Here is an 18,409-nt window from a genome sequence, read left to right as displayed (position 1 = left end):
CTCATTAGTGATTGTACTCACTTAACTCAGTGTCCAAAACTGCTGGTGCGGATCAGGTTCTCAAGTTGCTTAGTAAATAATCGTGTCGCTTCGAGTTACTATTCGTGCCTATGATTCATTAATGTTTTTCCAACTAAAGGGATAATCGAGAAGGGGATGTTCAACTAGAATAGAGGTATAAGTTTTACAGTGTAAATGATCGAATTGAAATCGTTTACATCCCCTACATAATGCGGCGCGATGCTGCTGAATAATAATTAGGAAGGAATAGACAATGTCTTCTGCATTTTACCAACAGATTCAAACTCAAATCGAAGAAGTTAAAGAAGAAGGTCTTTACAAGTCTGAGCGCATTATTACTTCTGCACAAAAAGCAGCGGTTTCTATCTCGACTGGTGAAGAAGTACTAAACTTCTGTGCAAACAACTACTTAGGTCTTGCTAACCACCCAGCTCTTATCGAAGCAGCTAAAGATGGTATGGATCAGCACGGTTTTGGTATGGCTTCAGTACGTTTCATCTGTGGTACTCAAGATTCTCACAAAGAACTAGAGCAAAAGCTTTCTACGTTCCTAGGTAAAGAAGACACTATCCTTTACACATCTTGTTTTGATGCAAACGCTGGTTTGTTCGAAACAATTCTAGGTAAAGAAGACGCAATCATCTCTGACGCACTAAACCACGCATCTATCATCGATGGCGTTCGTCTGTGTAAAGCAATGCGTTTCCGTTACTCGAACAACAACATGGAAGAGCTAGAGCAGCAACTTATCGCTGCTAAAGAAGCTGGCGCTCGTCACACACTAATCGTAACTGACGGTGTGTTCTCAATGGACGGCGTAGTGGCTAACCTTCCTGCTATCTGTGACCTTGCAGACAAGTACGATGCACTAGTAATGGTTGATGACTCTCACGCAGTGGGCTTCATGGGCGAAAACGGAGCGGGTACTCACGAGTTCCACAACGTTGTAGACCGTATCGATATCATCACTGGTACTCTTGGTAAAGCAATGGGTGGCGCTTCAGGCGGTTACACTTCTGGTAAGAAAGAAGTGATCGACTGGCTACGTCAGCGTTCTCGTCCATACCTATTCTCTAACTCTGTTGCTCCGGCAATCGTATCTGCGTCTATCCGCGTTCTAGATCTTCTTGCGGAATCTGGCGACCTACGTACTCAACTATGGGAAAACTCTGCTCACTTCCGTACTCGCATGGAAGAAGCTGGCTTCACTATGGGCGGTGCAGAGCACGCAATCATCCCAATCATGCTTGGTGATGCAAAAGTAGCGGCTGAGTTCGCTGAGCGCGCACTAGAGAAAGGCATCTACGTTGTAGGTTTCTCTTTCCCTGTAGTACCAAAAGGTCAAGCTCGTATCCGTACGCAAATGTCTGCTGCACACTCTCGTGAGCAACTAGACCGCGCAATCGATGCGTTCATCCAAGTTGGTAAAGACATGGGTATCATCTAATTTTAAAGGGGTGCCACGAGCATCCTTTAATTAGATAGAACAACACCCAGTAGAACATATAGATTTTTGATTCTCGCCTTACAGTTAGGCGAGATGAACTAGGTAACATTATGAAAATTAAAGCACTTTCTAAGCTAAAGCCTGAAGAAGGCATTTGGATGACCGAGGTTGAAAAACCTGAAATGGGTCATAATGATCTTCTTATTCGTATTAAGAAAACCGCAATTTGTGGTACTGACGTACATATCTACAACTGGGATGAGTGGTCACAAAACACAATCCCAGTACCTATGGTAGTAGGTCACGAATACGTGGGTGAAGTTGTTGGCATTGGCCAAGAAGTTCGTGGTTTTGAAATCGGCGACCGTGTATCTGGCGAAGGTCACATCACATGTGGTCACTGTCGTAACTGTCGTGGCGGCCGTACTCACCTTTGTCGTAACACAACAGGTGTTGGTGTTAACCGCACTGGTGCGTTCTCTGAGTTCCTTGTGATTCCTGCGTTCAACGCATTTAAGATCCCTGCAGAAATCTCTGACGATCTAGCTTCAATCTTTGACCCGTTTGGTAACGCAGTGCACACAGCACTTTCTTTCGACCTAGTTGGCGAAGACGTGCTAATTACTGGTGCTGGCCCAATCGGTATCATGGCTGCAGCTGTTGCTAAGCACGTTGGTGCTCGTCACGTTGTAATCACTGATGTAAACGAGTACCGCCTAGATCTTGCTAAGAAAATGGGTGTAACTCGCGCAGTAAACGTGATGGAAGAGAAGCTTGAAGACGTAATGTCTGATCTTGGCATGACTGAAGGCTTCGATGTAGGCCTAGAAATGTCTGGTAACCCATCTGCGTTCAACAGCATGCTGACTAACATGAACCACGGCGGTAAGATCTCTCTACTAGGTATTCCACCATCAGACATGGCAGTAGACTGGAACCAAGTCATCTTTAAAGGCTTGGTTATCAAAGGTATCTACGGTCGTGAGATGTTCGAAACTTGGTACAAGATGGCTTCTTTGATTCAATCTGGCCTAGATCTAACACCAATTATTACTCACCACTACAAAGTGGACGACTTCCAGAAAGGCTTCGACATGATGCGATCTGGTATGTCTGGTAAGGTAATTTTAGACTGGGAGTAGGATACTACCGGTTTTGAATATCAGAAGGCAACAGGTAAAACTGTTGCCTTTTTTGTCGCCATTCTTAATTGATAATTAATTTAAACTATTGATATTTAGTGGTTATTTTTGTTTTTTCATATAGTGGCAAGTTTGATTCAATCAGGGTTAGACCTATCACCAATCATTACTCATCACTTTAAAATTGATGATTTCCAAACTGGCTTCGATGCTATGCGTAGTGGGCTTTCTGGCAAGGTTATCCTTGATTGGGAATAGAAAAAATTAGGCTCTAAATAGCAAAAGGCGACAGTGAAAATGTCGCCTTTTTTACGAATAAAACCGCTAAATAACGGTCGATTACAGTGTCTGCCGCCACTTTGTCGCCATTAATTCTCTAATGGATTGAGGTGTACAGCTTGTATCAAATGTTCTGGAGCAAAATGAGAATACGCCATTGTCTGCTCAATCTTAGTATGCCCAAGAATACGCTGTAACACCAAGATATCCCCTTTGTTCATCATAAAATGCGAAGCAAAGGTATGCCGTAGAACATGCGTCGCTTGCCCACTCGGAACGTGCTCTGGTAAAGCTTTTTTAATGTAGCGCCAGGCGTCCTTGTAACTCGTGTTAAAAATTTCATGGTCGCTCACGGCGATATCTAAGATCTCTTGATATAAAGCTGGTGAGATGGGCACACTTCGATTCCTCTTACCTTTTGTCTCGGTGTAAGTCAGTTTAAATTCAGCTACCTGTGAACGGGTAAGAGTTAGAGCTTCACTTATACGGGCACCGGTGGCTAAGCAAATCTTAGAAATTACAATGAGCTGCGGAATCGAGACTGTAATGACTCGGTTGAAATTTTTCAGGTTAACTAAGAACTCTTCAATTTGTGGCTTGGTTAGATATGCTAGGTTCTTCTCACTTGTTTTGATTGTTTCGATAGCTTCAAGTGGATTGGGGTATTTCCATTGATTGTACTTAATCAGTTTCTTGAACATTCCCTTTAGATAAATCAATTCCGTGTTATGTGTTGTTGGTGAAATCTTAATAGATTTATTTTTGCCACGGTAGGGTATTCGCGCTGCACGATAGTCTAAGTAGTCTCGTTCTTTAAGGTGGGAGGCAATTGGATTCCCTAATTCTTCAATTGTCTTGGCTATTAGCTCCCGAGCTTGTTTACCCGATTTCAACGTATGACCGTGTATGGTCCACCAAGTGTCTAACAGTTCGCTCATTCTACGGTGATCGGTTTTACTTCCCATCCATGGCTTATCGTCAATCTCCTTCATCGTGTGAAGCTCAAAAGCCTTTGCTTCTCCCTTAGTCGTAAACTTTTTACGAACACGTTTCCCCGTTCGCCCATTCGGGTAACATTCGCAGAGCCAAGGTTTGGTAGAACCATCTTTTAAATTGCGGATAGACATAATAAAGCCTAAAATCACTGTATGTAAAAACAGCATAATTAGAGCTGAAACGTAGAACAATGTTTTATATCGGACAAAAAGCACAGGTTAGGCTCCTATCTCAAAGTGCTAAGAAAGCTAATAGGTTATTGCTGTGTATCAATCAATTCATGTGACTGCTGGCTACAGTCATTTCAAAATCAACAGTGATGGTCCAATTGGAGTAAGTAAGAAGAACCAAGGGGTGATTGATGCGGTTTTGAAACTAGGTAATCGCTTTACGGCACCATTTGGTGGGTTTATAGAAGCTGAAAACGTGATCGGTTTGAAGTGGGTGAAGCTGGTCGATATTAAATATCTGTGTACTGATGAAGAAGCCGAAACTATCGAGTACGTGATACAAAAAGACCACTATGTAGTGGGGACGTATCAAGACCGGAAGTTGTATATTTTATTGTTTGGTGGAGAACCAAAGCACCATCAGATCAAATGCCTTGAACAAGATGGGAAAAATAATGTGTTTGGGTTGTTTTAATGTAGAGGTGATAATTTATAAATCAGTTAGGCCAGAAACTTACAGTCCGTATTGTCGGCTCGATCTTCTAAATTAGCAGGTTGGCTAGCTCATTTTTGCCCCATTCTCACTTAGAGTAATTGCTCTTCGTTAAGCGAGTCTGCTGAGATTATCCAAAATTTTCTAATGTTAGAAACGGATAAACACTCTGGGTATTGAACCTAAACATGTTGGCAGAAATAGTAAGATTATCTCCCAACAGCATTAACTGTTGGGGAGGATATAAAGGTGAATGTTGTCTTTCGGATGTTAGTTAACAGAATTCGAAACTATGTTCTTCGAGGTCCTAAAATGCCGAATTAGCTACTTTTGTTAGGTAAGCTATAAATATCATTAATGGCAAAGTACCTCCCCAACGATGAAGAGTGTAAGTGGCTTGTTTGTTACTCGATGATTGTGATTTAAGCAAGGGAACAGCAAGCATTACACCTAATACCCCTGTTAAAATAATCATGTAAGGAATATCTCGGCTTACGACTTGCTCTGGAATGATCAACTCTTGACCTACTATCGAAGGTATAGCGATTACTCCCAATAAATTGAAAATATTCGAGCCTATTACAGTGGCAAATACAATGTCGTACATTCCTCTGCGCACTCCAGCAATCGCAGCCGCCAGTTCGGGTAAGCTTGTCCCAAATGCAATTATAGTCAATCCAATGGTAAGCTCGCTCAAACCAGCTAGTTGAGCCAAGTTAACCGCTCCCCAGACCATTAACCGCGATGAGGTTAACAGCAGTAACAACATCACTAAACTTTCCCACCCGGCTCGTTTTTTAGTTAATGGCAAGAACTCGAGATCATCTTCAGAAACCTCACCTTGTCTTACGGACTTAGCTAAATAGAAACAGTATACGGCTAGAAAAATCACCAATAATAGACCGTCTGTAATATTTAGCTTTCCTGTGGACATCAGTGCGCTACAGATCAGCATTGATCCTGCCAATATCGGAAACTCTTTTTTGATAAAGCGCTTGTTAGCTTGGATGGGAGCCATTAACACAGCAATGGAAAGCACAAGACCAATATTAATAATATTAGAACCAATACCATTGCCTACAGCCAACTCTCCTGCATTATTTAAAGCAGCAACGGCGGATACGAGTAATTCGGGGGCCGATGTTCCAAACGCAACAACAGTCATACCTATAAAAATCAATGATATGTTGCAATGCTTGGCATAGGTTGCAGATGCAGAAATAAGCCGATCTGCACTGAATGCCACTAAAACTAAGCCGATTGATAACGCTAACGATGGGAGTAAAAAAACAGTCATAGAATAAGTATTCAGAGGGCTTATAACAAACACGAACAACACCACACTTAGCCCTCGCATAAAGTGTGTAAGTTGTTCGAGTCTCGCTGGGTAGGTACTAAAAACTACTGGTTGCACCATGACGTCTGGTCAAATATGTTGACACAACCTTTTGCAATGCTAGCAAAGCAAAATAGCTACTCCCTCAAACTGGTGAAGACTATAAACGCATAGAGCTAGAAAAGCAATTTGCAGTACGTAGACTAATCCGTAATTTGCTAATTTAGCAAAACCGTTGACACACTTTTGTCCAGAACCGTCACAGGCTTAATTCTTACCCGTAGCACCTCCTAGCTCGAAAGAGTGTCCAAATGTTTGATAAAAATAGGTTTCGACTCTTCAGATCATTTATTAGCAAAGTACTCTCGGTAGGTCTTTTAACTTTGTCGTGTATTGTGGTGATAAAAAATTGCGCTTCATAGCCCAGTCATGTGTAGTTCCCTGAGCGGCTAGGAATATCGAATCTCGCCCCAACTTGTTATTGAGTTTATCTATGGCTTGCATCAATGCTGGGTTGTCAGGTTCGGAAAATAAGTCCTGTTGACGCTGCCGATCGGATACTAGGTTCATCGCACCTACGCCAATCTTGTAATAGCTGACACCTGGCTTAAACAACCTAGTTGCCATCAACGTCACTGCTTTAGTCAACTTACTTGTATCATTAGTTGGAAATTCAAATGTGCAGGTTTTTTTGAAGTTTTGTGGTATGTCATCGAAAGGTGATGTGTTGGCAAAAGCCATGAGAGTAGCGCATGAGCTCTTTTGATTACGTGCTTTTCTTGCCACTGTGGCAGCGTGAAAGGCGAGGGCTTGTTTTAGCTCTTCAAGTGATGTTATTCGGTTGCCGACACTGCGAGTGCTAAATATCTGTTGTTTGTCCGCTCTGCATTCGTCCCAAACTTTGCAAGGGTGGCCATTTAACTCACGAACGGTGCGTTCAATTTCTACATTGAAAGAGCACCTTGCTTGTTCAGGACTTAAATTCGCAAGATCTAGAGCTGTTTCAATCCCCATCAACTTCATACGTTGTGTCAATCGCCTTCCAACGCCCCAAACTTCAGATACAGGTTGTGATGTCAAATATTGTTGGCGTTTGTCTTCAGAATCAATGATGCAGACACCATTCAACTTTTTATCAACTTTGGCTACTCTGTTTGCCATTTTTGATAGTGTCAAAGTATCACCCGCACCAAAGCAAACGGGCAGTCGACATTCTTTCCAGACCGTTTGACGAATTCGTTGACCGAAAGAGGTTAAGTCTGACTCAACATGTGAAAAACGGCTTATATCTAAAAAGCATTCATCTATTGAGTAAATATGGCTCCTTGGTGAGAACGTCGTAATTGTTGCCATCATTTTTGCAGACAGATCAGCATATAAAGCATAGTTTGATGAAAAAACGTTCACACCACGCTTTTCAATGAGTGTTTTTTGCTTGAAATAGGGCTCAAACTTTTTGACTCCAGCTTCTTTTGCCAACCGATTTGCTGCTACAACTGCACCATCATTGTTTGATAAGACAATACAGGGTAGGTGTCGTAAATCAGGCCGAAATACTTGTTCACAAGCGACATACATAGCGTTGCAATCTATAAGAGCAAACATTACATGAACTCAGGCAACGGTTTATGTAGACGAATAGAACGTATCACAACCCCTTCAATAGCAAAGGCATCTTCTGGATGGATCTCAATAGGTAAGTGATGAGGATTTGCTGACAGCAAAAGCCTGTTATGCAGATCAAGGATTTTGCACATAAATGCACCATTTAAGCTGACGATAACGGTATCAAAATGCTGAGCTTGTGGCTTTCTGTCGATGACTAACAAGTCGCCATTGAAGATGCCAATTCTTTCCATGGAATCTCCGTTAGCATAAGCAAGATATGTAGCATTGGGGTTATTTACCAAGACAGAATCCAGTGAAACACCAAGCTCAACATACTCAGCTGCTGGTGATTCCCAGGAGGTAAGAGAGCAAGAAATACTGGATGGAGAAAGCGGTAGAATGTGCATGTTTACGACCTAAGAACCTATACTGTATAAGTATACAGTATAGGTTCTAGGGCCGTCAATGTTTGTAAAACTAAGTGCGGTTTAATTAACCTTTTGTTCGAATTAACAAAGCGTACGTTTAAAAGTTGAGCTTGTTCGAACCCATTAGGTATGCGAGCGACTGCATCGTGATTTTCTTCACATGATGGCAGTCTATTCCAATACTTTAACTGTGAGTGTTTTTATTATTCTGTACGTATGAATACTAAATCAATTTTTCTAGAGTATATCCATCGCGCAAATGCTCATTGCGATAGCTGTTTAAACCAGTTGTTTGTATTGATGACTCAAGCTGTGATGAAGGTCGATTCTGACGATATAGCTTTGCATTTGATGAACGATGTATCGGAGCCCGATTTGTTGTTGCTGATCGTTTTAACCGATATTGATTTAACTACTCAGTATGACGAACTCATACTTGCGATTGCTGTCACTCACGTAATGAACTTTGAAAGTCATCCACTTCACTAGATCTGTAGCTTGGTGTTCAAAAATGCAGTCGCCTGGACAGTTCATTAGTACAGTCATCCATATAACTTGTTAGTTCTATCACTGGATTGCTAATTTGAAATGGTCTAAATGTATAGGGTCACTTTCACCCTAATATTATATATAGAGTAAAAGTGACCCCCATGAAAACATCCCAAAGCTACGCTTTGAAAGACCTCTATTAGTTCATGAGCGTAGCTCATGGTTGTTCCTAAGGTAATTTAAGTAACTCAATCCTATGAAGAGCTACTTGTTGTAGTGGATTAAATCGCTTAATTACTGATTCGTAGTTACACAGCATGTTGGAAGTCGGATAGTTAAATGGAAGCGCGGCATAGCTACAACTTCGAGCATGTTCTGAGCTGAGCAATTCGAGCCCAAACAACCTTAGTGTTCAACAACCTAAACGTTCCAATATTTCATTACTATCAGCTAAACCACTTGGCAGGGTATATGGAACGATTGATCTCAACTCTGATACTGCCAGCTTTCTAGTGCAGTAATTTGTATCTCTGGTTGTGTGTTGGTTCATGAAAAAGGCTACAGAATTTCCTTTCTCGTCGTACACAATTTTGTAGTAATCCGAGGGTATTGCATGAGGCTCATCAGCTTTTGGTAAAGTATCCATTTCGTTACGGTAGAGAGTCCCCGTAATAACGTACAGGTTCTCTCGAAACCCAACGGCATCCCTAACTGCTTCTTCCAAGTTTTTCCATGCGCCTTGGTTTAAGTCTTTTGCTTGGGGAGTGATATTCGACAAATAGTTAAGAGTAGGCCAATAGCGGCTGCCGACAAAACTGGCTAAGGGAGCCTGATGCCCACGGTCAACATTGAGCTTACTTGAAGCCCCAGTATAATCACCTTTCTCTAATCGCTCAGCTTCAACAAGTAGAGGGTTATTTTTCCAAGTTCGATTAGTTGTTGTTCCGAAGTTAAGAATATCGACTTCATATGCGACCCAATCTGCAAATTGTGTTTTCTTGTTTTGAGAGAGCGTGTATAAACGCTCAAAGATGACAACATTACCGTCAATTTCTAGGCTAGGGCAGCCAATTGGGCAGTTTGGCGTCCGAAATTCAGCAGCACTCAAAATACCTGAGGCTAGCACCGTAATTGCTATCCATGCTTTCATTGTCATTCCTTTAGATGAGCTTCGCCTCAAATTTAGCATAACTATCAAAACGGTAGAAGTAGAGTGGGTTAACGTTTCTGAAACGGGAAGACCCCATTTGGTTTCCTCGTGAGCTTCCTTATTCTGACGTTTTTCACAATTTCGGTCTTCGAGTTGAGGATTAACTGTGTACAGAAGTGGTTTAGTGCCACAAGAAAAAGGCTCTTCACTTGTTGCCCAATTCGTCTGAGTAACTTTTGCCCGAAATGGGTTTCGTTCGATTTACATAACGAGTTACGGTATGAGATTTGACCTAAGTTTTCTTATACATGTATTGCCTCTAAAGTTCAGGCTTTACCACCTAAGCTAGACATCAAGATTTCCGCTTATTTAGTGAACTTAACTTTGGTCTTGATAAATTGGTTGAATACGAAAACACTCGGCATATACCAAGTGCTTTTTGTTTGTGCTTATCCGAACTGAATAACCGTTTAAACTTGCTTACGAACCTGCAACACGCTCAGTACCGATAGTGAAAGGAAAAACGCAGGATCAGTCCAACCAAAGCCAACAAAGATACCAGTGAAAGCCGCATACAGTGTGATGATCGCCCCAAGCATATTGGTTACAACCAAACCTAGGATGAGCTTTTTGGCGCTGAGCCCCGCTTCAATATCTCGTAATAACCAAGTTATCGCTGCGATGCCGCCAAGAAAGATACTGGTGTGCTGAGAGAGAAAATACGCGTATTTATCATTGATCTCTACACCGTACATTGGCCACATGACAGTGGGTAAGAAAAATAGCGCTAAGGCAAACCCTGCGTATATGATGCCGTGTAGGCTTAAAAACATTTTATTGTTCATTTGGTCTATCTCTATTTCGTGTCTTTTGCTATTTCTTCTTTCATTTCACTATTTTTATTTTCACTCAGGAATGAACGGTTGAACTAGCCGTTGATTGGGCCTTTATTAATGGTAGTTAATGGTTGGTTCACGTCAAAAATCACGCCGCGAACTTTATCCACGCCCATCTCTTTTAAGCGTGCGCTATGCATTGCTAGGTAAGTCTCTGCACTGAGTTGGTCTTCAAAAAGGTAGACTCCACCACCCAGTTTTTTGGCTTGGTTTTCAGTCCAGATTTTCCAGATCAGCCCCGATTCATTGTTGATAGACTTTGCTAGGCCAACGAGTGCGTTCGACATCTCTTCACCAAATGGGCCGTTAAATTCAAAATCGACTTGTAATAATTTCATGGTTATTTCTCCAAACAGATACTTGGTATTGCGCTGAGACTCCTGTCATATCGCAAACATAGGAGGCTTTATTGCCTGTTTAGATATTACCTTTAAAAAATGGACTGGAAAGTTCATAATATTGCCATTAAATGTCAGGATTTTAGACCAATGAGATTAAAGACCACCCTCGACCAATGGCAAACACTCCATGAGATAGATCGTGCTGGTAGCATTCAGGCAGCGGCATTGCAACTCAATAAGAGCCATACCACGCTGATCTATGCGTTGAGAAAACTGGAAAGTCAACTAGGCGTGTCGTTGGTTCAGGTTGAAGGTCGAAGAACGGTGTTATCTGAAGACGGTAAAGCGTTATTGCGCAGGGCTAGCAGCATGCTGGAACAAGCGCGAGAACTAGAGCTGATCAGTGAGCAGTTAGCAAAGGGGGTTGAGTCAGAAATAGTAGTCGCAGTTGATCATTTGTGCTGTCTTGAGCATCTTTATAAGCCGATGGCTAATTTTATGGCAGAGAACAACAGTACATCGATACAAGTGGTAGAAACATCACTGTCGAAGACCACTGAAATGGTCATTCAAGAACTGGCTGATGTTGCCATCATTAATCTACCCATAATCAATTACCCTGCAGAAGCCTTTGGTTTTACCAAGATGGAGCCTGTTGTGGCGAGTTCGCATCCGATAACTAGGGGGACGTCTATATCGCTCAACCAGCTCTCGTCGCTGCCACAAATTGTGGTGAGAGATTTAGGCTCGATTGAAAAACTGGGCGAGAAAAAAGATGTGGGCTGGTTAAAGTCGAGTCAGCGCATTACGGTTGATAATTTCGACCATGCCTTTGGTGCAGTAGAGCAGGGGGTGGGCTATTGCAGGCTGCCTAAGCATATTGTTGATAGCCGAGGTAGTGAGAAACTAACGGTACTGAATGTGGAAAATGGCAGTGGCTATCATGTTCCATTGCATCTGACTTTACCTAAAGGGATAAAAACGGGGCCTGCGACAAAACGTTTTTATGAGTTGCTTCTTGAGTCAGCCTCACCCTTACCTTCTATCTCCTGAGCAACTTCCAAATCAAGTTCGATTTGAAACTAGCGAGGCGGGAGACCGTTCAAGAATAGCACGCCACATTCACCAGTGTAGGGAAGCCTTTCTTCCTCCAACTCGTTGCTATCGTGTTCGAAGAGTTTCAAAGTTATTCTTGTGTAATGTTTAACGAGATTTGGTCTCCAGATTAGTAGTATTGCAATACCTTAGATAATCCATTGTTCTCTAATTTAGTAATGTAACTAGCTCATTTTTGTCCAAAAATGTTTCAGGACTACTTAGAGATTGCACAACGACCAACACTGACCCAAAGACTGCCATAAGGCAGTCTTTGTCTTTGCAAGTGCCACTCCCCACGAGGGAGGGTGATAAGAGGCTCGTTAAGTATCGGTGACGCTATTAATCAAATTAGCTGCAGGGCTCTCAAACAGATGAGTGTAACAGTTAACGCTTTTCTATCACTAACGCGACTCTACCTACAACCCTTACTTCATCTTCTTCGAGGGTTAGAATCGAACCGTTAAAGCTGATGGCTAGCTTTTTGCCTGGTAAGCGCTGGATGTCGTTTAGCGAGAGTAGGCCGTCCATATCAACTAGGTATGTACCGCTTACTGCTTGGTGAGATTCTTTATTTATAAGGAACGTAGTAGTTCCATCTTTGATTGCTATTACATTACTCACACCTAACTCGTCTAGAAGAACTTTATCGAATGCAAGTATCCCTTTCCCAACCAATTTACCGTCGTTAATAGAGAAACAGTCGATATCGAAAAGAGTTTTAGCCTCATCCTTCTTGGATACGTGATCTTGTGCGTTCTGCTCAGGAAAAGGCTCTCCTTCATCTAACAGAAGCCACTTCAAAGACACTCCCTCACTCAAATGAATGCGTACCGCTAATTCAAATGGTGTCATGTTGCGAGTGTGCCAAGTCGAAATCGTACCCTTATTTACGCCAAGAACTTCAGTTAACTGATTGTAACGTTCTAGGTTCATTATTTTTACGACTTTAGATGTGAAGTCGCGCCCACCAATATATTCAAAAGGTTCTATTTTTTTATTGACAGTCATTCAATTGATCACTTAAAATTCAAATCAATGACTAGCGAGGTGCAGCTCACTAGACCGTTATAAAGCATTTAATAACTTAACAGGATATCATTATGCTCTCATATCAAGTAGTCCTAAATACGCCTTTCATGACGTACGACCAATACTCTCAGTTCTCCGGAATGCCGAAACGCACCATCATGGATTGGGTAGCTGATGGTCGCTTACCTATTAAAACTAAAGCAAAAGGTAAAGAAACCCCTCTAATCAATATGGTCATGTTGCTAGAAATGGCAACGCGTGAAACGTTGGAGAGAATGGGGTAAATAGCCATGCGTTTATCTTTCATAATTTCGATCAAAGAGCTTTGTCCGTTGGGGCTAACATTCTTGGTTGGAGTTTCGTTGTCATCTCGTCTTTCTTCAATTGAGTATTGGTTATGAACGGAATTGACTCAATAGGCGAATTTTCTCGCACAAAACAAGGGGCCTTTAATGAGGCGTGTTGCGTGTTCGCTAGGTCAGAGAATATGGCTAGGCTGGCAGAGGTTATAGGGATGAGTCCGACCATGCTGCGGAATAAACTTAATCCTGAGCAGCCTCATGTCCTGAGTTGTGTTGAAGCCATCACTCTCGCCAAAGTGAGCGGTAATCACATTATTGTAAACAGCTTACTTCTTGGACTTGGGGTGGTCACCGCTTATATACCGCCCAACACTACGGATGATGCCTTTGTTTTGTGCGCACTAGAGAGCTCGACCCATTCGGGTGAGTTGTCTCGAATGGCTTTGGAGTATGCAGGAAAGCCTAGGCTTACTCGGGCACAGAAACATGAGATTGTTCAGACCGTACACGCGAATATCAGCGGTCAGGTTTTGCTCCTCAATAGTTTGGAAAAACTGAATCAAGGTGTTGGTCTGCTCAAAGCGATAGGGCGGAAAGTTGGGCGCTAGTGGTATATCAATTTCAAGTATTCATTCGGAGGGGTGATGCTCATTGCTCCGGATCATAAGCCATCTTCTGAAAGGTCTGGTCATGGATTAACAGAGGAAGATAAGCGAAGAGGCCTTCGCTATATCAGGCGCATCCGACGCGAGTTATGTGACCGTCAACTTTCGCCATTATTGGTTGAGTGGATGAGGTTAACGTATCAATTAAGGCATTCGAATCGGGTGTTTGAACAAGGACGGCTGCGAATTCGTTTATTCGGTCTTGAAAAGCGAATGCAAAGAGTCAGACAGCGTTGGCTTTAACGCGTTGTCCTTAGCCTGAATAACGTCATTGGCTGCTCCCAAAGGAGAGCCTGTTAGCCAAGGAAAACGTGATGAATAATCATGAGTGGGCGGTCATAGGCGGTAAGGTGCTTCAAACAAGCCAAGAAGCGGTCTTCTATCTAGCGGTAGTGAGCGAAGACCAATGGCGTGATGCATTCCGCTGTCATGTGAAAAGCGGGGTGAGGGGAAATGACGAACACTTAGCAATTGAACGCCTGAATGGAAAGGATTCATCAGGTTCGACAGGCTTATTGGGCGCCACTAAGAGCGTCAACTCGGTCGTAACGTACGAGGCCTTGGGAAGGGTGTTTATCCAGAGCGAGTCTGGAAGTCAACGTGGGCAAGGGACGGTGAGGGCGAGCCGATGACGGCTCATTCTGAATACGCTGCGTCTTCGTCTATGTCGTGTTTGAGCCGGCTGCTTGAGGAAGCGCCTTATTTGTCGAGGTGCAGTGACAACAAAACTGCGATGCTCATTAGGCCTCGAAACTACGCAGTCAGATGGCCGTATATGCAGGTCAATCGAAAAGAGATGCAGGCGTGGATGGTTTTCGATATTGATCATGAACACCGCTCTTTCCCCAATCCCTACGTTTGGCAAGATGAAGGGTTGCCGCCTCCCAATCTGATTGTCCGAAACCGTACCAGTAATAAAGCCCACCTTTTTTATGCCATTGTACCGGTTTGCACCAGCGATCAGGCTCGCTCCAAACCCATTCAGTACCTCAAAGCCATTTATCGCGCGTTAGCCTTGCGATTGGAGGCGGACTTGAGTTATTCAGGGCCTGTTGCCAAAACGCCCTTTCATCCTTGGTGGCAGACAACCGAACTTCACCGCAGTGTCTATGAACTTAACGAGTTAGCGGATTCGCTTGAACTGGAGAGTACGCGGCCGTGGCTTCGTCAAGAGAGTGACGTTTCTTATTCCCGGAATTGTACTTTGTTTGAACGTACCCGCCGGTTCGCTTATGACATCGTCGACGAAGAAAGGGAAAAGGGCAGCTATACGAATTTTAAATGCCGTGTAGAGAGCTTTGCACATGTCAATAATGCCAATTTGGTGGGTAAGCCGTCTTTGCCATGCAGTGAGGTGTTAGCGGTGGTAAAAAGCGTCTCTCGTTGGACCTGGGATAAATATTGTGCTCGGTCAGACTGCCAGCGAGGTGTGATGAGGTTGGATAGTGGACTAAGTTTACAGGAAAGGCAGCGCAGAGCGGCCAGAAGAACCCATAACCTTCGTCGGACGAAGACCACTCGCCGAATTATCCGCGCATGTCAGTTTCTGTTACGCAAAAATCAGGAGCTCACAATTGGTTTGGTGGCACGGAATGCGAACCTGTGTCGCCAGACCGTCAGTCGTTACGTCTACCTGCTTGAATGGGTCAAGTCTGCTTTATCCGAAAGTAGGCGAAATGGGCCAGAGCCTCGTGGTAATTATGCTGTTCATCAGATATCTGCCCCTATAACGTTAGACTGGGCGGAGTATGAAGTAGGGAAAAAGAAGGCGGTGCTTGAGTCGGCTTTTCCTTGAGTTAAATTATAAGGAGTAACTATCGACTCAAAACGAGGTTCCTTAGTAAATTCAATTATGGAGTTGAGACTAGGTTGCATTTATTGGACACCCGATCATCTTCTCTCTTACTTTTTGTCCTCGAGCTCCTTTTTAAGGAATGAAATGTGTTCTAAGGGGGAGTCGACATGACCCAGTTCAATGTGATTGATGTCTCAATTTGTGCAAATATGGATTCATCCGCCTTAAATTGCTGTATATTTACACAGTAGCTTAAGGGAGGAGTTATGTCTTTTAAAGATAAAGAGACACTGTCAACAGGGATTGAATTCATTGTTGAAGCCGTAGCGGTGAAGACGAATGGCCAAGATCATTCAGCGTTAGGTTTATATCTGATCAGCTTGCTGCTCGAAGATCAAAAGATTGGTCTTGATTGTGATGAAAAAAGGACGGTAGGACCGCTTGGTAAATCGCGTACAACACATCTAGATTTAGGCTGGAAGTGCCCAGCGTTTTAGATTTGGTTGTGTTAGTTGGCGCTTCACATAGCAGTGGGACAATTGCGAAAGTAACAGGATAGACAAATGATGGAAAGTACAGGTAAGCACTCACAAGAGTATTGGGCTAGTTAATGCTAAACAGTGTGTGATAAGCATATGGTTAGCTAATTGGGTGGACTTGGTAATGATAGTTATTCAACTCTTCACTTGCTTGGCACAACTCAAATGTGAAATAAGGTTGGGTTGCTAAGCTCTTAATGAATCTGTCTATTTCATTCGTATGTATAAACAGCGAAATGGGTGCAATCTGACGGTTTTCATTATCGAAGCAATTATCAATATGTGCTCTGTCGAGATAAACAACGTCTATTTCCTGCTTAGGGGTCTCTTCAATAAGTTTTGTTTCTAATCCGCTCTTCTCAAAGCGTTCTAACAAGGCATAAAGCTTATCAACGTCGTTTTTGCTCTCTATCGCTGAATATTGAGATAAAATGCTTTCTAAGTGCTTTTCGATTGAGCCAAACTTACTCTTCATCAAACAAACAGTTTTAAGCTTTTTCTTGATAAGGCTATATCGATCTTGTTTGATTTTTGGCTTTAAGAAGTCAATGATGATCTTGTTTCGTTGCTCTTCTTTAACAAAGTGACTGGAAATTTTTACTTTGAAGTAAAGGTGAAGAAGAGTGTTTTCGAAGGTCGACTTAAGAAGTTGATGGTATGAATGTTCTGACATTGTTCATATCGATTATTTTCTGGTGAGGGTATCTTATCACAAGAATAGCAAGGCTCTAAGGCCGAAACCAAAGTGACGCCATTTGCTGTTTGTGCGTTGTTGAGTGAGTTTCCTACTCATAAGAAGCATGACTTAAGAGTGATTCTTAACGCTCAATATCTCTGCGCTAAACCTGGCACCTTGAAAGTGATACGACAGTATCACTTTATTACTCTTATTTTGGAGTTACTCTTATGAAAGTCGAGCTCGTTACTTCCCTCAAGCGTCAAGCGTCCCAAATCCTAGCGGACTTAAACGACACCAAAGAACCTGGGCTAATCACCGAACACGGTAAACCTTCTGCGTATTTGGTTGATGTGGACGACTATCATTTTATGCAAAACCGTTTGGTTATCTTTGAAGGGATCGCATGTGGTGAGCGCGCCATTTCACAAGGCAAGTCCTTGAGTCAGGATGAAGCTAAGGACAAGATGTCAAAATGGCTGAAGTGATTTGGAGTGAGCCGCGTGATCGGACCTCAAGGATATCGCGAAATACATTGCCCTTGAATATCTGGTTGCGGCCAAGCAGATGATTCTAAATATTTTCGACAAAGTTGAACACCTCAATTACCGCGAAGTTGTGGTCAACCCTTGTCGTGTTTTTTGCAAGCAAGAAGGGGACAAGGTGTACATCTTGTTTGTGATGCGCGCGGAGCAAGGTTTATGTTGATTTTTGTATGAGCAAACAGTCAAGCGTCTGTGCCACCTTTGATAAGCTGATGGTCTACATCCGTTAAGATTTGAGTATGGCGAAAAAGAAAAAGGAACGCCAATCTAGGCGCCTCGCCAAACCAGTACTTTCATGGACGAAGGTTAAACTGATCACCAGCCGACGACATCGTATCGAGGGCGCATTAAGCTTCAGGGTGTCGACCATCTCTAGACAACAAGTCTTACCCGAATACGAGCGTATTTGGGAACAAACCATCGTCGAAGAAGCTTACCAACAAGCGATGGGCGAGTTATTAGAGCAGGGCGATGTCGTGTTAAGAGTAGAAGACTAAATGGGCTTCTCATTCATTATGGGTATTTTCTTTTGGGAACACCTTTCTACAAACAGCCGCAATGAACAGTGAGATTTCACTTCCATGACTCTGCCCAGTGGGTGACTCAATCTTGTCGTGGCGTTCAACCAGTTGGCGCTGCTCATCACGCCAGTAGGCAAAACTTAGCCATTCTTTGGGTTTAAATTCGCGTCTTTCTGGTGTGAGTCAGATAGCTCCAAATATCGATGGCGCGTCGGGACTTGATGAATCCGATTCATGCTTAAACAGTGTCCCCCGTCGTAGTCACAATATTTTCAATTTCAGAACTGACTTTGATTCTAGTGTTGGGATTAACTTAACCAAGAAGTTTTGGTTGGTGAGGAGCCTAATAACTTGATTCATACGGATAGTGATCTCGCGGCTGGTGTCACTTTCTTTAGGATTTTTAGTGTCTTGACATCATCGACTGGTAACGGGGGAATAAC

Annotated in this window: 21 protein-coding genes and 1 pseudogene; 13 read left to right on the top strand and 9 right to left on the bottom strand. The window is 42.9% G+C overall.

Annotated features, from left to right (window positions below; translation table 11 throughout):
- Positions 1-274: 274 nt before the first annotated feature.
- From AB6E30_RS18370 to AB6E30_RS18360, 3 genes are all read left to right on the top strand, one after another.
- Positions 275-1,468 carry a glycine C-acetyltransferase gene (locus AB6E30_RS18370; RefSeq protein ID WP_136982965.1) on the top strand — a complete coding sequence of 398 codons (1,194 nt, stop codon included), beginning with the start codon at positions 275-277 and terminating at the stop codon, positions 1,466-1,468.
- A gap of 110 nt (positions 1,469-1,578) precedes the next feature.
- Positions 1,579-2,610 (top strand): L-threonine 3-dehydrogenase, encoded by a 1,032-nt coding sequence (gene tdh, locus AB6E30_RS18365; protein WP_017059546.1) that lies wholly within the window; start codon positions 1,579-1,581, stop codon positions 2,608-2,610.
- Positions 2,611-2,718: 108 nt separating this feature from the next.
- Entirely contained in the window at positions 2,719-2,868 is a 150-nt protein-coding gene (locus tag AB6E30_RS18360) for an L-threonine 3-dehydrogenase (RefSeq protein WP_371958531.1), read from the top strand.
- Between the two features lie 110 nt (positions 2,869-2,978).
- On the opposite strand, the gene AB6E30_RS18355 is transcribed toward AB6E30_RS18360, so the two are convergent.
- A complete protein-coding gene (locus AB6E30_RS18355) occupies positions 2,979-4,016 on the bottom strand; it encodes a tyrosine-type recombinase/integrase (protein ID WP_029203706.1) in 1,038 nt (345 codons plus the stop codon).
- A gap of 133 nt (positions 4,017-4,149) precedes the next feature.
- Between AB6E30_RS18355 and AB6E30_RS18350 the strand changes: the two genes are divergently transcribed.
- On the top strand, positions 4,150-4,530 hold the full coding sequence (locus AB6E30_RS18350) for a hypothetical protein (RefSeq protein WP_016800220.1): 381 nt from the start codon (positions 4,150-4,152) through the stop codon (positions 4,528-4,530).
- A gap of 325 nt (positions 4,531-4,855) precedes the next feature.
- Here the strand turns inward: AB6E30_RS18350 and AB6E30_RS18345 are convergent, their stop codons facing one another.
- The 3 genes from AB6E30_RS18345 to AB6E30_RS18335 form a co-directional block, all read right to left on the bottom strand.
- Positions 4,856-5,878 (bottom strand): calcium/sodium antiporter, encoded by a 1,023-nt coding sequence (locus tag AB6E30_RS18345; RefSeq protein WP_241901269.1) that lies wholly within the window; start codon positions 5,876-5,878, stop codon positions 4,856-4,858.
- A gap of 357 nt (positions 5,879-6,235) precedes the next feature.
- On the bottom strand, positions 6,236-7,489 hold the full coding sequence (locus AB6E30_RS18340) for a Y-family DNA polymerase (RefSeq protein ID WP_017059572.1): 1,254 nt from the start codon (positions 7,487-7,489) through the stop codon (positions 6,236-6,238).
- The gene (locus AB6E30_RS18335; protein WP_029203707.1) at positions 7,489-7,899 is read right to left on the bottom strand and encodes a LexA family transcriptional regulator; all 411 of its coding nucleotides are present in this window, start codon (positions 7,897-7,899) and stop codon (positions 7,489-7,491) included. The genes AB6E30_RS18340 and AB6E30_RS18335 overlap by 1 nt, the downstream gene beginning before the upstream one ends.
- 237 nt (positions 7,900-8,136) lie before the next feature.
- Between AB6E30_RS18335 and AB6E30_RS18330 the strand changes: the two genes are divergently transcribed.
- Entirely contained in the window at positions 8,137-8,409 is a 273-nt protein-coding gene (locus AB6E30_RS18330) for a hypothetical protein (RefSeq protein WP_016800232.1), read from the top strand.
- 412 nt (positions 8,410-8,821) lie between these two features.
- On the opposite strand, the gene AB6E30_RS18325 is transcribed toward AB6E30_RS18330, so the two are convergent.
- From AB6E30_RS18325 to AB6E30_RS18315, 3 genes are all read right to left on the bottom strand, one after another.
- Positions 8,822-9,559 carry a DNA/RNA non-specific endonuclease gene (locus AB6E30_RS18325; protein ID WP_016800233.1) on the bottom strand — a complete coding sequence of 246 codons (738 nt, stop codon included), beginning with the start codon at positions 9,557-9,559 and terminating at the stop codon, positions 8,822-8,824.
- Positions 9,560-10,029: 470 nt separating this feature from the next.
- Entirely contained in the window at positions 10,030-10,404 is a 375-nt protein-coding gene (locus tag AB6E30_RS18320) for a hypothetical protein (RefSeq protein WP_016800234.1), read from the bottom strand.
- Between the two features lie 83 nt (positions 10,405-10,487).
- Positions 10,488-10,793 carry a monooxygenase gene (locus tag AB6E30_RS18315; RefSeq protein ID WP_017059571.1) on the bottom strand — a complete coding sequence of 102 codons (306 nt, stop codon included), beginning with the start codon at positions 10,791-10,793 and terminating at the stop codon, positions 10,488-10,490.
- A 150-nt stretch (positions 10,794-10,943) separates the two neighbouring features.
- Here AB6E30_RS18315 and AB6E30_RS18310 point away from each other — a divergent pair, with 150 nt between their 5' ends.
- Positions 10,944-11,849: a LysR family transcriptional regulator gene (locus tag AB6E30_RS18310; protein ID WP_029203681.1), complete on the top strand. Its 906-nt coding sequence runs from the start codon at positions 10,944-10,946 to the stop codon at positions 11,847-11,849.
- 429 nt (positions 11,850-12,278) lie between these two features.
- Here the strand turns inward: AB6E30_RS18310 and AB6E30_RS18305 are convergent, their stop codons facing one another.
- Positions 12,279-12,902: a helix-turn-helix domain-containing protein gene (locus AB6E30_RS18305; RefSeq protein ID WP_136977995.1), complete on the bottom strand. Its 624-nt coding sequence runs from the start codon at positions 12,900-12,902 to the stop codon at positions 12,279-12,281.
- A 92-nt stretch (positions 12,903-12,994) separates the two neighbouring features.
- Between AB6E30_RS18305 and AB6E30_RS18300 the strand changes: the two genes are divergently transcribed.
- The 4 genes from AB6E30_RS18300 (at position 12,995) to AB6E30_RS18285 (ending at position 16,182) form a co-directional block, all read left to right on the top strand.
- The gene (locus AB6E30_RS18300; protein WP_029203682.1) at positions 12,995-13,207 is read left to right on the top strand and encodes a hypothetical protein; all 213 of its coding nucleotides are present in this window, start codon (positions 12,995-12,997) and stop codon (positions 13,205-13,207) included.
- A 113-nt stretch (positions 13,208-13,320) separates the two neighbouring features.
- Positions 13,321-13,833 (top strand): phage regulatory CII family protein, encoded by a 513-nt coding sequence (locus AB6E30_RS18295; protein ID WP_136977994.1) that lies wholly within the window; start codon positions 13,321-13,323, stop codon positions 13,831-13,833.
- A 685-nt stretch (positions 13,834-14,518) separates the two neighbouring features.
- A complete protein-coding gene (locus tag AB6E30_RS18290; RefSeq protein ID WP_136977992.1) occupies positions 14,519-15,685 on the top strand; it encodes a replication initiation protein in 1,167 nt (388 codons plus the stop codon).
- Positions 15,686-15,951: 266 nt separating this feature from the next.
- Positions 15,952-16,182 carry a hypothetical protein gene (locus AB6E30_RS18285; RefSeq protein WP_372029525.1) on the top strand — a complete coding sequence of 77 codons (231 nt, stop codon included), beginning with the start codon at positions 15,952-15,954 and terminating at the stop codon, positions 16,180-16,182.
- Positions 16,183-16,324: 142 nt separating this feature from the next.
- On the opposite strand, the gene AB6E30_RS18280 is transcribed toward AB6E30_RS18285, so the two are convergent.
- Entirely contained in the window at positions 16,325-16,897 is a 573-nt protein-coding gene (locus tag AB6E30_RS18280) for a DUF2913 family protein (protein ID WP_372104764.1), read from the bottom strand.
- Between the two features lie 233 nt (positions 16,898-17,130).
- On the opposite strand from AB6E30_RS18280, the gene AB6E30_RS18275 reads away from it, so the two are divergent.
- The 3 genes and pseudogenes from AB6E30_RS18275 to AB6E30_RS18265 all read left to right on the top strand — a co-directional run bounded on the left by AB6E30_RS18275 (position 17,131) and on the right by AB6E30_RS18265 (position 17,942).
- A complete protein-coding gene (locus tag AB6E30_RS18275) occupies positions 17,131-17,388 on the top strand; it encodes a type II toxin-antitoxin system Phd/YefM family antitoxin (RefSeq protein WP_372104762.1) in 258 nt (85 codons plus the stop codon).
- A pseudogene (locus AB6E30_RS18270) lies at positions 17,376-17,608 on the top strand (type II toxin-antitoxin system RelE/ParE family toxin). Before AB6E30_RS18275 ends, AB6E30_RS18270 begins: the two are co-directional and overlap by 13 nt.
- Before the next feature lie 76 nt (positions 17,609-17,684).
- On the top strand, positions 17,685-17,942 hold the full coding sequence (locus tag AB6E30_RS18265; protein WP_372029518.1) for a hypothetical protein: 258 nt from the start codon (positions 17,685-17,687) through the stop codon (positions 17,940-17,942).
- Positions 17,943-18,409 lie beyond the last annotated feature (467 nt).

It is taken from the genome of Vibrio sp. 10N.247.311.12 (assembly GCF_041467515.1).
In the GTDB taxonomy this organism is placed as follows: domain Bacteria; phylum Pseudomonadota; class Gammaproteobacteria; order Enterobacterales; family Vibrionaceae; genus Vibrio; species Vibrio crassostreae_C.
Note: the sequence above shows the minus strand (reverse complement) of the source record. Positions and strands in the feature narration are given on the sequence as shown.